Consider the following 14,354-nt stretch of genomic DNA (forward strand, 5'->3'; position numbering starts at 1 on the left):
CAACACTACGTGCTGGATGTGGTTTTCAAAGAAGATGACTCAAGGATCATGTTAGAAGGAGCGGTAGAAAATATCGCTCTGTTCAGACGGTTTGTTATGAACATGCTGAAGCAGTGCCACTGTGGTGTCCCAAGTCAGCGAAACAAGTTGAAAAAAGCTGGCTGGAGCGATGATTACCGGGCCCAGGTTTTCTTTGGTTAAGAACTGAGCAAAGTATGCTCCCGCCCTGCCGGTTACATGAGCTTGATATTTTGATAGAAGGTTGAATGGCTTTCAGGAACTGATGTTTGTCTAATTTTCAACTTGAAGTATTGTTACATTACGAAAATTTATCCGAAATAGAATAAGAAAGATAATCACGTGATGCTGAGTAAAAACAAAAAGGGCAAAAACCTTCTTACTTAGTGCTGACTCCAGAGACGTCTGCACTATTATTTCACTCTGTGTCCACTCAGACAAAGTTGGTCATACCTCTTAGTTTTTTACCTATTAGCCCAATTTTTAATACTAATATTAATAATGTAAGCCTGTGGTAATGCGTTCTTACCAGAACCAGTATAAAAGGTGGTAGTCATGACGAATATAGAGCAGAAACAACTTGATAGATTAAGAGCTGATTTAGAGTCTTGCTTTAAATATGTTAGTAAGCCAGTTTCTTTGAAATCAATGAAGAGGGTGCGCTCAGAGCATAATTTACGCTGTCTAAAAAGCCTGTTTGATGATGCTGTAAGGAACGAAGAAAATACAAAAGTAGAATATTTACGTTCTCTTATTACCAGCCTAGAATTTTCCACTGATACAACGTTAAAGTCTCACAAAATAGCTATCAGTTCTATGTTAAAGATACTGGACAACCAAAAACAGGAAATTGTCGCTTGATGCTAATAATCAAGTACTCATAGGTTTTCATTGCGATATTGATATCTCAAGACGTGTACAAGCTAGAGATTTAAAAATTACAAATAGAAACGCTCCTAAGAGTTTACTCATTAGAAAAAGCCTCATTCCGGTGATGTCATACAGACAACTGAGGCTTTGCCTATCGTTTTCCGGGCGGGATCACTACAAGTAAAGCATCATAGGAGCGGTACTTAAAAACATAGCACAATATGTGTCCACACAACTTACTATTCAAAATCATGACATAACAATTTGATTTCGATTTTTTCTTCTTCAGTTAAATATTCACAAGTAAGAGAGTTTTTTACACCCTCTTGAGTGTCACACATTAGTTTAGTTTGTCCGCCAGGGTTTAGCCGTAATACTTGGCAGCTATGATCTGTCAGCTCAACAGTATAGTCATAGTGATATGCTATTTGTAGAGCAACGTCAGCGGCAATATCTTCTGCGGTATCTTTAAAGGTGGCTCCAATTTCTTGCACTGTAGTTCCGTCCTCTAAATCTAAAAAAATATTTTCGTCCTTACATAATTCATAAATAAAACCATTGATTACTTGGTTTAATGTTGTTCCGTCAGCACTGATAACTACCGTATCACTAGGTATGCCACAGTCGATTCGCATTTGAAAGTCCGCTCCTTGTCCGGGAGCATCCTGTGGATCTTGTTTCGCCATAACCCCAGCAGATAGGCTCATTAGCACCGCTAAGATTGATAACATTAGATATTTCATGTCTTTACCTCGCTCCCATTTATGGGGCTAATTACATTACTCGAAAAACACTTTCCCTTTTAAGTAGTAGCAGAAGTGTTCAAGTTTGAGTGGCTCATTTCTGATAAATGATAGAAATAGTAATTACTAATACTAAAAGGAGGCTCCTTTAGTGAACTATACTTTTGATATGTCATTTCCCCATACTGAGACAGGTTGTGCTAATGTCGATTTATTCAAAGATAAAACTAAACCTGAAAAAGTTCAGAGATGATCAGTATGGTGTTACCGTCATCGAATATGCGGTCATTGCGGTAGCCATAGCAACGCTAGTTACGTATATTTTTGGGCCTGGAGGGAGCTTAATGGGCGTCTTAGTCGATGCTATAAACACTATGTTTGAATCTACATCTTAGTGCTGTCCATCGAAGATGGTACTTTAGTTATCTAAAACACTTTCGTTTCTAACCTTATCAACCGGTTATTCGTAAGCGACTAATACTCAGCGTAATTGAACATTCTGATCTTTAGTAAATATTCCACGGCAAAAAAGCGGTTAAATCATCACTTAGTGAACGTTTCGGTAGCTCCCTGAACAGGTGAACGAAGTAGAAGTAGGGATTAATTCCGCCATGTTACACCGCCCCGCCATCATAAAGAGATGTACATCAAAATTGCGTACCATGATTCTCACTAAGTAATTACTCTAACGCAGAAAGGGGCGTGCGACGTGAGGTCGTATGAAGCGCTGTTCACCGCTTGATGTGTGAACCATCTGTATCACCAGATGAACCTAGGAGCCTGAATCAAGTAGCGGCTCTGACAATGTAACGAAGGTTGGCATCTGCCAATCGGGATTGAAATCGTGAGAGGACGATCCTCCTGATAACCACATAAATCGGGTGAGTGCTAGGTAGTCAGCATGATGAACATACGTGAATTCGCATAAGGTGCGTTATGTGTTGAAACAGCGGAAGTGGTTAATACGCTGTAGCCAAAAGGCAAGAGAGTCGGAAAGAGATTGCCCCATGCTCTTTCGTGATCATTGAACTCTCCGCACCATAGCGGACATCTAAACTGACATTGCGCGACATACGGAACACGGTAAGCCTGTATCACTCCCTTTGGGAAAGCCTTTGTGGCCGATAGTGATGCAGGTAGAGGATGTTGGAAAAAGCGAACGCTGCATTGTAACGATGCAGATACAGATTCATATCTGATCACGAAAGTGAGCTGACTTCCGACTGGTCTTCCGTTGCAAGAGAATTTGAAGAACTTTATTCAAGGAGAAATGATATGAACGTTTCCCCAACCCTCGGAGACTGACGATGATTCGTTTGATGAGGAAAAATACTCTCTATCACGTCATCAAAGTGCTCAGTGTAGTTCAATAAAGTGAATCATCGACATTGGGAGTAACCACCATGAACAGTAACGTATTCGGCATTGATATCGCAAAGCAAGTATTTCAAATTCACTGGGTCGATAAAGAAACCGGAGAAATACACTCTGACAAAGTAAAGCGAAAAGATTTTATTAACTACTTTGCCAATCAGCAGCCTTCAGTAATTGGTATGGAAGCTTGTGGTGGTGCTCATCATTGGGGACGGTTGTTCAAAAAAATGGGGCACTCGGTGAAATTGTTGCCAGCGAATAAGGTGAAGCCATTCGTTGTTGGTAACAAAAACGATATGGTTGATGCCCGTGCAATTTGGACAGCGATGCAGCAACCAGGTATGAAGTTTATAGCTGTTAAAACCGAAGAGCAGCAATCCATCCTTAGTATACATCGGATGAGAGAGCTACTAGTCAAGCACAGAACGGCACAAATCAATTCGATACGTGAACTTTTGACAGAGTTTGGGCTTGTTATGCCAAAAGGCAAAAAAGCATTCAAAGAACAATTACCTAACTGCTTGGCAAAATTGGAAAGTAAAGTGCCGAGTGCCTTTATGCATGCTTTGCAAGTTCAAATCGAACAGTTGTCTCATTTGGATACCGATATCAAACGATTGGAAATGCAAATACAAATCTGGTTTAAGCATAATGTGGATTGTCAGCGCATCAGCAAGGTTCCAGGAGTTGGGCCACTAACAGCAACAGCACTTATTGCATCCATGGGAGATGCATCGGTATTTAAATCAAGTCGAGAGTTTGCTGCTTGGATAGGCATGGTTCCACGACAAACGGGAACAGGAGGCAGAGTCCATTTGCATGGTATCAGTAAAAGAGGCGATATTTATTTGCGTACTCTACTTATCCATGGAGCCAGATCAGTAATAAGTCGCAGTAAAGAAAAGAGTGAATGGCTTCAATCTTTACAAGCACGAAGACCGAAAAATATTACAACTGTTGCGTTAGCGAACAAGACAGCACGAACTGTTTGGGCATTGGTTGCTAACCAAACAGAGTATCAACCATGCTAAGAAGGCAGTTTTCACAAATCTAAATCAACCTTAGATGTTAACTGAAAGTTTGCCAAGGTGTATCAAAAAATAATGACAAACAGGGTAAGACCAAGCCTTATAAAACCTGAATTTGCGTTAGAGTTATAAGCTCGCAGGAGAAATGAGGAATAAGGCTGCGGAAATCATTAGGGTCGGCAGGAAGTTGAAGTCTGCCAATGTAGACCGAATATAAAACTGCCACTTAACCTAGTTTGAAATTATTTTATGATGACCTAGCAAATGGGGAAACGTTCATATAAACGCAAATGATGATTTCAAAAGAGATTAGTGCCTCTCCTGACAGTGCTCAATGGCAATCCATAAATTGGAAAGACGTTGAATCCCATGTTTTAAAGCTTCAGATGCGTATTGCAAAGGCAGCACGAGAAGGTAAACACGGCAAAGCGAAAGCGTTGCAGTGGATACTGACTCACTCGCGTTCAGCAAAACTTCTTGCTGTTAAGCGGGTATCACAAAATAAAGGCAGTAAAACGCCTGGAATTGACGGCGTTATCTGGAATACAGATACGCGCCGCATGAAAGCAGTCAATCTATTGAGCAGAAAAGCTTATCAAGCCAAACCGCTCAAGCGTATCTACATCCCCAAGAAAAACGGCAAGCTCAGACCATTGGGCATCCCCTGCATGATCGACAGAGCGCAACAAGCGCTCCACCTTCTTGCACTAGAGCCAATATCTGAAACTATCGCCGATCCCAATAGCTACGGCTTCCGACCGAACCGAAGTACTGCTGATGCAATTGCACAGTGTTTTATCTGTTTAAGTCAAAAGAAATCCGCACAATGGGTGCTTGAGGGAGATATTAAAGCCTGTTTCGATAAAATTGGACATCAATGGCTTATCGAAAATATACCAGCAGACAAACGGATGCTGGAACAATGGCTGAAAGCTGGCTTTATAGATAAAGGGTTGTTCTACCATACCGACGAGGGTACACCGCAGGGTGGGATTATATCCCCCACTCTGATGTTGATGACACTTGCAGGCCTAGAACAGCGCATAAAATCTACCGCCCTCAAAAAGGGGGCGAGAGCCAACTTTATTGGATACGCCGATGATTTCGTCGTCACCTGTGCTTCAAAGGAAGTGCTGGAGAACGATATCAAACCGTTGATTGCTGATTTCTTAGCAGAAAGAGGCTTAACACTCTCCGAAGAGAAAACGCACATTACCCACATCAGCCGTGGTTTTGACTTCCTAGGTTTTAATCATAGGAAGTACAAAGGGAAGTTGCTCATTAAACCGAACAAATCCAACACACTGCTGTTCTTGAGTAACTTGCGCGAACTCATCAAAAAGCACGCAACTATCCCCGTCAACGATTTAATCAAGTTGATAAATCCGAAACTCAGGGGCTGGTCGAATTACTATCGACACTGCGTAGCTAAACAGGTATTCGGATATGTAGGTCACAAGCTATTCCATACGTTATGGCACTGGGCTAAAAGGCGTCATCCAACAAAATCGAGAACTTGGATCGCTCTTAAATACTTCATCAACCGTCAAGGTCAATGGCATTTTCACGGTTGGCAGAAGATCATGAATATGGATTGTCAGTTCAATCTGTTTCAAATAGCCAAGGTACCAATAGAGAGACATGTGAAAATCAGGAGTGCCGCTACGCCTTTTGATCCTCAATACCAAGAATACTTGGCAAAGAGAAAATCAAAGAAGCAATGCCGTAACTCTTGGCATGAGCCTGTTCTCACTGCTTTATAAGTTGCTGGGTGCCAATCGGTGCCTTCGTGAAGGCTTGAGCCTAGTGCGGTGAAAGTTGCACGCTGGGTTCTTAGAGGGACGACACTTGGTAACAGGTGTCGTCTACTCGACAATTCTGTTTTAGCAAACTGCCCTGTCAGCTCGAATCTGGAAAAAATGAGTCAGCACCCCTAATAAATCACCAAAATATCTATTAACTCAAGTATGGAAAACTCCGATTGGCAAAAGGCAAGACCTAACCCTAGAATTTTAGTAGCTAAATTTCTACGGGTGATTGAAATATTAGGCTAAATACCATTCAAATATCTTTTTTTAATATCAAGATAGTGTGATAGAGGAGAGCCTTGATGACATGATTTAAGCTATGGACTTCTCGAAATAAAAGAAGCATCTTTCTTAGAAATGTCATGAAACTTATTTCAACAGTTTTATCTCTCGTCAACCCTTCTTTAGCTGAGCTATAAGTTATTATCTGAGTTGCTTCATTATAGTCGTGCTTATAGTGTGCAATACCGTTTCTTAAACGGTTATCAATGGCATTTTCATCAAATTTAAAGAATGAGTCATCGATAGCAGTTAATTTTTTACCAAGGTCAACATTGGCGTAGTCATCGAGTGAAGAGAAAGCTTTGATCACATCTCCTTTTTTTTTGCTGAGTCGAACGTCATCTGAAAACAAGTTGAAGTCACCGCGATGTATCATGTTGTTGAGGCCAGCAACAAGTACTAGTTGTCTAGAGTAAACTTCAGCCAGATCTTTATAGGTATCGTTGCACGTGTCAAAGCTTTGAGTTGATACTCTGGCAGGAACATCACCGAGTTCTTCTTCTGCATAGTCATAATACAAAGCAGGGCGCAAAGGCAATTCTAATTTGATTAGCCTAGGGTACAAGCTGATAGTGTCATGATGGACTGTTTTCAGAAAACCAGTATTGAGAAGGCTGTCGAAGAATTCATTTAGATTATCGTAATGCTCGTTATATAGCTTGAAAAGCAACTTGGGCATCTCTTCGCTAAGTTCTTTATTGTGTTCATAAATGGTTAGTGGTGAAGAAATGACAGATGTAGCACTGTAAAGAGCCGCAACAACATCTTCATTCTTGTGGGACTTCAGTTTTATAAAATCTAGGTCATCTAGTCCTTTGATTACTTTCTCAAATCCTTTGATGTTGCCCCGTTTATACTGTGATATCAGTCTTTTTAAACTTCGGTGATGCTCTCCAAGCCTGTTAAGAAGGTCTAGTCGTGATGACAAATGATAGAACGAATCCTGCCCTATCGAGCTAACGACACGCATAAATGCTGTTTCACCTTGTTTGTACGAGTCGAATGACACCGGAAAATCTAGATGTAGGTCTACGAAAGGGTTTTCGCCAGTAAATGGACCTTCGAACTCTTTGATTTCGGTTGCACCTTCAAGATTGTCAAGCCCTAAAGTAAATGTGATTTGCTCACCACACTCGGGACAAGCGAACTGAAATGGCTGAACGTCACGGTTAGAGAACCCTATACGACAATCTATCAAAGTGTCGCATGTATCACATTTATAGCGAGTACAAATATTCATATTAACTTAGTTTATAATAAGAACTTATCTCAATAATTCTTGCTATATGTATTACTGTCAAGGAGTCTTGAAAACGAAGGTTGAATTAATTCTGTTATTGTGACTTTAGTTGCCTAATCAAATTGTTGCTTAAACGTTTAGCATTTCAAACTGAGCCTCTTCTGGTGAGAATAATTTGGTCTATTCTAAAGTATCAAAAGGACTTCGTTCGACTGTTCTGAGAAGGATTGGGGCAATTTCAATTTAGCACACCCCGTTCTAGCGTGTGATCACCAAGCGATTCTGTCGTACCCTGTTCTAGCGCCCATAAAAACCAAAACCACAAGCTTTCACCTGTGGTTGATTAATTGGCTTATTTACCGCTAGCCCAGCGGAAAAAGGTTGCTTACTTCCAGCCCTATTCTTAGCCGCCTATTCGGCGGAACACTGCAGGTTTGCCTCCCAAGATGTCCCATCCTTTTTCTTAGCCGCCTATTCGGCGGAACACTATCAATAATAGACGATAACTTACTGAAACACATAACTATCTATCACTTTGACACAAAATACCCTTTCTTTTACGGCCTTCCTGTAACTAATTGATTTAACGAAACTAACCTCCTTCCATTAAAAATGAGGTTAAAAAGTAACAAGAGGGACTGTTCCTTGCCAGCGTTGGTTTGAAGCAAAACCATAACCATTAAAGCTCTGTCCTATTTCTGGATATACAGGGAATTGACGCTGTATATGTAAAACAAACGCATGACCTGATGACTGGCTACTGATGGGAATTTCATGGAATAACTCAAATTCCCGTTCTTCGGTTGATATCGGTGTATAAATACGGCCTTGCGTCTCGGCACGCAGCATCGAACGTTTGATTCTTCTCTTCTTCGAACCATTAAAGATTTTCTGAATCGTTTTATTAAACACAAACCGAACTTCGTCAACGTCATCAGGAACAATCTTGATATCCGAAATATCAAAAAGCCCTTCATTAACCATCGTTGAAAAGTAGGGTTGATATGATAACCCCGTCAAAATGCTTTCGTGGGGTGATACGAACGCTATCTCATTCCCCACAGTCTTATCTGACCAATGAGGGAAACATACGCCTACGCTGTTTTTAAATACTCTATTGCGTTCATGGGACAAAAAACCATGCATATTTGCAATACAGCGACCGGCCAAAAGTTCATTGTCAGCATGTTCCGGTATAAAGCGAATGGAGAAATAGTATCGTGGTTCCATTACTCTTCCTTCTTATTTTTCTTACTCGCACCGCTAAACACACCACCTTTGGCTAGCACCGCCATGATGAAGTGAATGTCATTTGAAATGTCATTAGCTTTACGCATAGACTCAATATGGTCTTCCGCCTGAGAAATCAACGAGTAAAAGTCTCGTTTTAATGAACTATGCCGCCTCGCTATCACGTATTCTTTATCTGCGCCATACTCATTCACGCGTAAGGGTTTGTCGGCTTCTTCATCCCACCAATCATCAATAAGCTGGATGGCCGCCCCCACTTTTTGTGAATGATATGCCGCAGATTCCTCTTCTCCATTTAAAACGACTTTTGCGAGTTTTTTGGTGGGTTTACCGGATTCTTTAACATCCAAAAACTCTTGGCTAGGGTATACCTCATCACCCCAACCAACAGTTAGTTTGGCCTTGATATCCATATTGAAATATCCAGAGCGATCGGATAGTGCTTTAGTCAAATAGTCAGTTAACCCGTCTAAAGCAGATTGTGACTTTTTATCCCACGTTCCGTACCATTCCAAGTGCCGAGCATCCGCGATCTTCCAGTTTTTCTTTTCCGTTTTTACTTCTATTTCAATATTTCGGCACTCACGGTTACGCCATACCCAAGTCGCCATTAAAATATTCTTTGCATATCGCTTGGCAAGTTCCTTATATCCACCTAACTCTTTGTATGTTTCGGCAAGACCAGTAAGAGTTTCACGAGTGGCAGCATCGGCACAAACTTCAGGAAAGAGTGTATTAGCTCGAATACGCAGTGAAAATGCACAATAGATGTCATCAACACCAGGAGAGACGTAACACTCTTCAATATACTGGGGATTAGAGAATGCTAGATCTTGAGGAGCTACGTTCTTTGCTTTGAAGTTACCGGTGTAAGCTTCCGCATATCCACTTTTCGGCGCTCGTAAATGTGTTCGATCTATCTGGAGCGGGCACATTCTCTGATTATCATCCAGATAATAAAAATAGGCTTTACCTGGTGATAATGAACGAACGTAATTCAACTGACTACAAAGTTCCATAAGCCACTAATTCCTTGAGTTTTTTATAAGAATAGTTTGCTCTGTTACGTCTAGCGACCAAAACGCTTGTTCAAAAAAGTGATCTCTTCCACCAAATCGAACTTCAATTGGATTGACCCGCTTTGCCAACGCGATATTGTTTTCTGCATAAGCATGCCGATTGGTTAATCCGTTCTTTCTATTGATTGGTTTTTCCAGCAGATGAAAACCGTTCACTATCGGAATCAATGACGTATCCTTAGCTAAGGTATTTTCTAGCTCCGTCAAACTCTGTGGCTGATAGGAATATGGGGATAACCATGTACCATACCCTGGCAACCCTTTTACCACTTGAAATAATTCCGATTTAGTTGTGTAGGTTCTCAACCATGGAATATTTAAATCTATTTCTGGCTGCAACAACGTTCCACCGGCAAAGTTGGTTGGCAACGCTGCCTTTAATTGATCATGATAATCAGAAATTCGCTGATTGCTCTCGACCCTAATGACCAAGTCAAACACCAAATCAGCATAATCTTCACGAATAATCGTAGGTCGCTTAACCGGCGAAACTTCCCTTACTTTGGCAAGGACACTCGGTTCGGTTAGCTTTGCACTGGTTTGTACCGATTCATGACGAATGAAAAATGCGAACTCGTTGAAAGAGATTCGGCCGTGTTCATGAGGCATCAGTGCTTCGAGTTCTTTCTGATAACGATGAATAAATCCCCATATCGCAGTCATTGATGGAGCACCTGATAAATAAGGGCAACTCAGCGCAGCAACGTCAAAGGCTCTCATCGAGGACAAATAGATATACTGAACACTGTAATTTGAAACATTTGGTAAGCTAGGTTCAGGACGACTCAATTGGGTTAACACCCAAATCAGTTCTGTTTTTAAAACTCGCATCAATTTGGGATGGTATGCAAAACGGGAAGCGAAGCGATTGTTTTGCAACGCCAAGTTCAAGCGTTGATTTAAACTGGTTGTCAAATCTAAAAAGTCGTCTTCTTTAATGGTAAGAAACTGCTTGGCTAGCTGATCATCAAATTCGTGATTAATACCTAAAGGTTCCGTAACCAAATTATCGCGAAGCTCAATCAATGGCAGTAGCCAGCGGGCAATTTGTTTGCGAATAATTTTAAGCTGATATTGGCGAACATGTTTTTGTGCTTTACGTGATTTCAATTGCTCGAATCCAGCTAAATGAGCCAGCACATCACAGGTTCTTTTTGAAGTCAGTTGGTAGTCATCAAAATAACGGCTGGTTCGTTCTCGGCTTGCAGCCAACGTCTGATACGAATCTGGGACTACATCAACTGGGTAATTGAGCACATTTATATGCCCACCGAGAGAACCACATAGATTACCGATACTGGCAGAATTGGGATAACCCATGCTTTTAAAGCGAAGTGAGCATTCACGATGGCGAGATAATACTGCAATCTCTTGCTGCATCGCATGACTCACCACTGGCGTTACCGATAGGTAATCATTCCGCCAAGGAAATCGCACTTGCTTGCTATAGCGAGAAACTTCTTCTGGGAAATGTGTGTCAGGCAATTGGCGTTCGACTAATGTTTTTAACTGAAATTGCGCTGTGGGCGTGAATCCGAATTCGGCTAAAAGTGCTTGCCAAAATTCATCACCAAGACGAATAAGGCTGAATACATTCTCCGTCTTTCCTCGCCACAGAAACGTGTTCAATAACCAGATCGTGTGTTTGTAGGCGGCTGAATTATGCGCCCAACCGTAAGCTTGTTCTAATGACTGACTGGTTAACGTTGGCGTTTCACTTGGAAGTGGTGTCGCTAAAATACGCTGATCAGCAACACGGCAATCCGGAAATTTCAGGTTATGGGTATGAAACCACTGAATTTCCTGCTCTGCTTTTGCCAGGCTTTCAGGATCAGCAAAATACCGCTCGGCCCGTGAAATATCTAACCAATCTTTCGCCACAGGTTTACCAAGAGAAAGGTTCAATAAGATGGTTAATGCCTGCTTTTCATTGCCATCAATTTCAATTGGACGGGTATAGGGCATAAATGCCTTTTTGAGTTCGCTAAAACGAAGCTTATCATCATCAATTTCAATCAATTGTTGCAGTGTCGTCATCGCTTACCACTCCGGTAGATAATGCATTAAACCATCGGTTTCGCTGCACATTCTGGATAATTTGAGCTCAATAATGCTGCGTAGGGTAAAAACAGACTGATGATTTTCGATTTTTCCATGCAATTTGGGCGTGAGATGCGCTTTAAGCTGACCAAATTGATATAGCCGAAGAATCTCATCCGTAGAACATGAAAGCAGTGCAGAAGCCTCTAGCGGGCTTAATAGCATTTCCGCAATATTGGCAGCTTTTGCTCTGGGGTATTTAGCAACCAGTTCAATAAAGTACTGAACGACCGACTGTAAAACAGGGTTTTTACCGACTTCACGGCTTGGGAGATGTCGGCACTCTTTCAATAACCCAGCAAATACTTCGCTAAAGTAGGTTTTGTGCCAAGGCTGAATCCGCAACATATCGGCCTTTGCAACAATCGCATCGAGATCTTCATTTAATCTCTGCGGCCAAGCCTCACAACATCGCACAAAATCCTCGAAGCTAATGTTATCGACATCACCATATCGATTCACATACCAAAGCAAAAAACCAAACTGGCTGGATTGAGTCAACGGCTGATTGAATATGCCGGATTTATCCAACTCTTCACCGGCTAACCACTGCGCCACGGTAAGCGATGCATCATTGGCTGTTTCCGCCAGACAACGAGCCAGACGAAAACCGCAGTCACAATGTTCGATAAATTCCGAATGCTGATATTCAAGTCGATTACCGCATTCTGGGCACTGGTGAACAAGCTTGCAGTGGTGCTTATGACATGCCTGATAGGGAATGAATTGCCACAGTTGGCGAATGTATGGGGATTCTTCCAAGCATTGAGGGCAAACCGGCGTAAAGCGTTTGCGTAAAAAGGCTTGCGGGTAATCTACGCCGAAACGATGGACTGCTTTGTATTCCGGTGAAAACGAGGCTTTGGAGTGAGCTAACGCTAATCTCAGTACACCGAAATTGGTTAATCCGAGCAGCTTTTCTAAATCAATCAGCACGCGAACGCGCATCTGGCTGGTTGTCTGTGCTTTGTAGATATTGACTCGGCTTAGTTCAAACGGAAAAGCGCCAGGAATGGCTTCATGTTGCAGTAGGGTATTTTGCCAAATGTCCTCAGCAAAATGAGCAAATCGTTCGTAGCCTTGGTACTTGCTTAACCGCAGTAAGAAGCTTTCTAGTGATTCATCGGGGTAGAGTTCGATTTCCGTATCCATTGTCAGCCCAAAACTTAGAATATCTAAGTTTTAGTATTAACGAGAAATCTGTATTGTCAAATTTAAGAAGAGCTTAGTCGTATGTTTTACCACAACAATCACAGAGTTACTTTCTTGAATTAAACCATTTTTTTGCCGTTGTTAAATAGTCTTCTTTATCCATCACTTTTTTAATAAATTCTTCTACTAGGGCGTGTGAATAGTAGTGATATTCTGGATTGGCATTTTTATAGTGATACTTATTGTCAGCATTTTTCCATTTATTTTTAGCAAGTACGGATTCAAAACAGTTACTGTTAATAACAGGCTTACCAGTTTTCTTACATCGACTAGTTAAATGCACCTTCAATTTTTCAACTTCATAACGTTCTAGTAATTTGTCATTTATCTCTTTGATTGCGTCTTTTCGCAACAGTGGGTGAGATTTTGATCGATCAACCGGCTTTTCAATGACAAGAGCTCGCTTTAAGCCTTCCATGCCTTCATCTGCTTTTGCAATTGTTACCGTGGTACCATCATCAGCATCTGTGGCAAAAACTAACTTAACGTTCAACGGAATCGCAAATTCAATATTATCGCTTTCTTCCACATCATGTCTTACAGTTGACGCCAAATCTAATATATCGTCAGCTATACTGCCGTAGGTAGATTTCATAACAGCCACCGGGGGTAATTTAAACTCGCCAACAAGCGAAATCATTCCTGCATGACTACTATTTAAAAATGAAACTTCAGTAAACTCTTCAAACTTTGAGGTAAAGTTCAGCACACCAGATTGAAACACCCTTGACATAATCCCTTGGACTTCAGGCATAAGTAGATGTACAGCTTGATCACGTAAATAAACGACCTGTTCAATATTTTTCCTGACGTTTGATTGAGCTGGATATGCTTTTTCTAAACACTCTCTCAAAGAAATTGTTTCCTTTAAGCCTTTCTTACCTGCTTTTCTAAAAACTGAGGCTTCTCCATCACGTTCAATCAAGTATGCCTTTAAAAACTGTTCCCAAGCAGTACAGAAACACATAACAAACGCATCCATGCGATTCTCGAGTGACGGTCTGTTATATAATTCCAAAGCAAGCAACATATTATCTTTAGACTTACTGAGTAATGCTTTTGCCAACTTAGACTTGCAATTATGTCCAAGCCCTCTTCGGTGCTTGCTTTGAGATAATAACTTCGAAAATTCAACTTCCGATTTATCATTACAGTTTGATGCTTCATATACATTAGGGCTTGCTTCACTGATAAAATCAGCAAGTTGCCCTTTATTCCAGTAAGTTCTAAATGTTGCCTCTTTCCAGTTGGTCGCTAACAAAATATCTTCTTTAGTAAAAGTATCGCCACTGGTTTCTTTTTTACTCAAAAAGGCATGTAACGATGCTAACGAACGACTGATTTTCATA

The 14,354-nt window shown here is 41.2% G+C and carries 12 protein-coding genes and 1 pseudogene; 5 read left to right on the plus strand and 8 right to left on the minus strand.

What is annotated here, in order from left to right:
• Both DI392_RS03615 and DI392_RS03620 read left to right on the plus strand, forming a co-directional pair.
• The coding region (locus DI392_RS03615) for a transposase (protein ID WP_425445675.1) at positions 1-201 on the plus strand (201 nt) is incomplete at its 5' end.
• 372 nt (positions 202-573) lie between these two features.
• Positions 574-879 carry a hypothetical protein gene (locus DI392_RS03620; RefSeq protein WP_109318556.1) on the plus strand — a complete coding sequence of 102 codons (306 nt, stop codon included), beginning with the start codon at positions 574-576 and terminating at the stop codon, positions 877-879.
• A gap of 248 nt (positions 880-1,127) precedes the next feature.
• Here the strand turns inward: DI392_RS03620 and DI392_RS03625 are convergent, their stop codons facing one another.
• Entirely contained in the window at positions 1,128-1,631 is a 504-nt protein-coding gene (locus DI392_RS03625) for a hypothetical protein (protein ID WP_109318557.1), read from the minus strand.
• A 203-nt stretch (positions 1,632-1,834) separates the two neighbouring features.
• On the opposite strand from DI392_RS03625, the gene DI392_RS19990 reads away from it, so the two are divergent.
• Positions 1,835-2,026: a Flp family type IVb pilin gene (locus tag DI392_RS19990; RefSeq protein ID WP_109318558.1), complete on the plus strand. Its 192-nt coding sequence runs from the start codon at positions 1,835-1,837 to the stop codon at positions 2,024-2,026.
• Between the two features lie 111 nt (positions 2,027-2,137).
• On the opposite strand, the pseudogene DI392_RS19995 reads toward DI392_RS19990, so the two are convergent.
• Positions 2,138-2,236: pseudogene (locus DI392_RS19995) on the minus strand (transposase domain-containing protein); the annotation flags it as partial.
• 798 nt (positions 2,237-3,034) lie between these two features.
• On the opposite strand from DI392_RS19995, the gene DI392_RS03640 reads away from it, so the two are divergent.
• Both DI392_RS03640 and ltrA read left to right on the plus strand, forming a co-directional pair.
• A complete protein-coding gene (locus tag DI392_RS03640; protein WP_109318559.1) occupies positions 3,035-4,036 on the plus strand; it encodes an IS110 family RNA-guided transposase in 1,002 nt (333 codons plus the stop codon).
• A 287-nt stretch (positions 4,037-4,323) separates the two neighbouring features.
• The gene (gene ltrA / locus DI392_RS03645) at positions 4,324-5,796 is read left to right on the plus strand and encodes a group II intron reverse transcriptase/maturase (protein WP_109318560.1); all 1,473 of its coding nucleotides are present in this window, start codon (positions 4,324-4,326) and stop codon (positions 5,794-5,796) included.
• Between the two features lie 298 nt (positions 5,797-6,094).
• Here the strand turns inward: ltrA and DI392_RS03655 are convergent, their stop codons facing one another.
• From DI392_RS03655 to DI392_RS03680, 6 genes are all read right to left on the minus strand, one after another.
• On the minus strand, positions 6,095-7,321 hold the full coding sequence (locus DI392_RS03655; protein WP_245883939.1) for a hypothetical protein: 1,227 nt from the start codon (positions 7,319-7,321) through the stop codon (positions 6,095-6,097).
• A gap of 660 nt (positions 7,322-7,981) precedes the next feature.
• Entirely contained in the window at positions 7,982-8,593 is a 612-nt protein-coding gene (gene cas6f / locus DI392_RS03660; RefSeq protein WP_109318563.1) for a type I-F CRISPR-associated endoribonuclease Cas6/Csy4, read from the minus strand.
• Complete coding sequence (gene csy3, locus DI392_RS03665; RefSeq protein WP_109318564.1) at positions 8,593-9,633, minus strand: type I-F CRISPR-associated protein Csy3; 1,041 nt, start codon at positions 9,631-9,633, stop codon at positions 8,593-8,595. The genes cas6f and csy3 overlap by 1 nt, the downstream gene beginning before the upstream one ends.
• A 6-nt stretch (positions 9,634-9,639) precedes the next feature.
• Positions 9,640-11,730, minus strand: a complete 2,091-nt coding sequence (locus DI392_RS03670) for a type I-F CRISPR-associated protein Csy2 (RefSeq protein ID WP_109318565.1) — start codon at positions 11,728-11,730, stop codon at positions 9,640-9,642.
• A 3-nt stretch (positions 11,731-11,733) separates the two neighbouring features.
• Positions 11,734-12,945, minus strand: coding sequence for a TniQ family protein (locus DI392_RS03675; RefSeq protein ID WP_109318566.1), 1,212 nt, complete (start codon positions 12,943-12,945; stop codon positions 11,734-11,736).
• A gap of 106 nt (positions 12,946-13,051) precedes the next feature.
• The gene (locus DI392_RS03680) at positions 13,052-14,353 is read right to left on the minus strand and encodes a DUF3644 domain-containing protein (RefSeq protein ID WP_109318567.1); all 1,302 of its coding nucleotides are present in this window, start codon (positions 14,351-14,353) and stop codon (positions 13,052-13,054) included.
• Position 14,354: the final 1 nt, after the last annotated feature.

Source organism: Vibrio albus, assembly GCF_003144035.1.
Taxonomy (GTDB): Bacteria; Pseudomonadota; Gammaproteobacteria; order Enterobacterales; family Vibrionaceae; genus Vibrio; species Vibrio albus.

What these genes read in the sequence shown, in the direction of transcription:
- DI392_RS03620 (WP_109318556.1), top strand. Translation starts at nt 574, where the DNA reads ATGACGAATATAGAGCAGAAACAACTTGATAGATTAAGAGCTGATTTA.
- DI392_RS03625 (WP_109318557.1), bottom strand. Translation starts at nt 1,631, where the DNA reads ATGAAATATCTAATGTTATCAATCTTAGCGGTGCTAATGAGCCTATCT.
- DI392_RS19990 (WP_109318558.1), top strand. Translation starts at nt 1,835, where the DNA reads ATGTCGATTTATTCAAAGATAAAACTAAACCTGAAAAAGTTCAGAGAT.
- DI392_RS03640 (WP_109318559.1), top strand. Translation starts at nt 3,035, where the DNA reads ATGAACAGTAACGTATTCGGCATTGATATCGCAAAGCAAGTATTTCAA.
- ltrA (WP_109318560.1), top strand. Translation starts at nt 4,324, where the DNA reads ATGATGATTTCAAAAGAGATTAGTGCCTCTCCTGACAGTGCTCAATGG.
- cas6f (WP_109318563.1), bottom strand. Translation starts at nt 8,593, where the DNA reads ATGGAACCACGATACTATTTCTCCATTCGCTTTATACCGGAACATGCT.
- csy3 (WP_109318564.1), bottom strand. Translation starts at nt 9,633, where the DNA reads ATGGAACTTTGTAGTCAGTTGAATTACGTTCGTTCATTATCACCAGGT.
- DI392_RS03670 (WP_109318565.1), bottom strand. Translation starts at nt 11,730, where the DNA reads ATGACGACACTGCAACAATTGATTGAAATTGATGATGATAAGCTTCGT.
- DI392_RS03675 (WP_109318566.1), bottom strand. Translation starts at nt 12,945, where the DNA reads ATGGATACGGAAATCGAACTCTACCCCGATGAATCACTAGAAAGCTTC.
- DI392_RS03680 (WP_109318567.1), bottom strand. Translation starts at nt 14,353, where the DNA reads ATGAAAATCAGTCGTTCGTTAGCATCGTTACATGCCTTTTTGAGTAAA.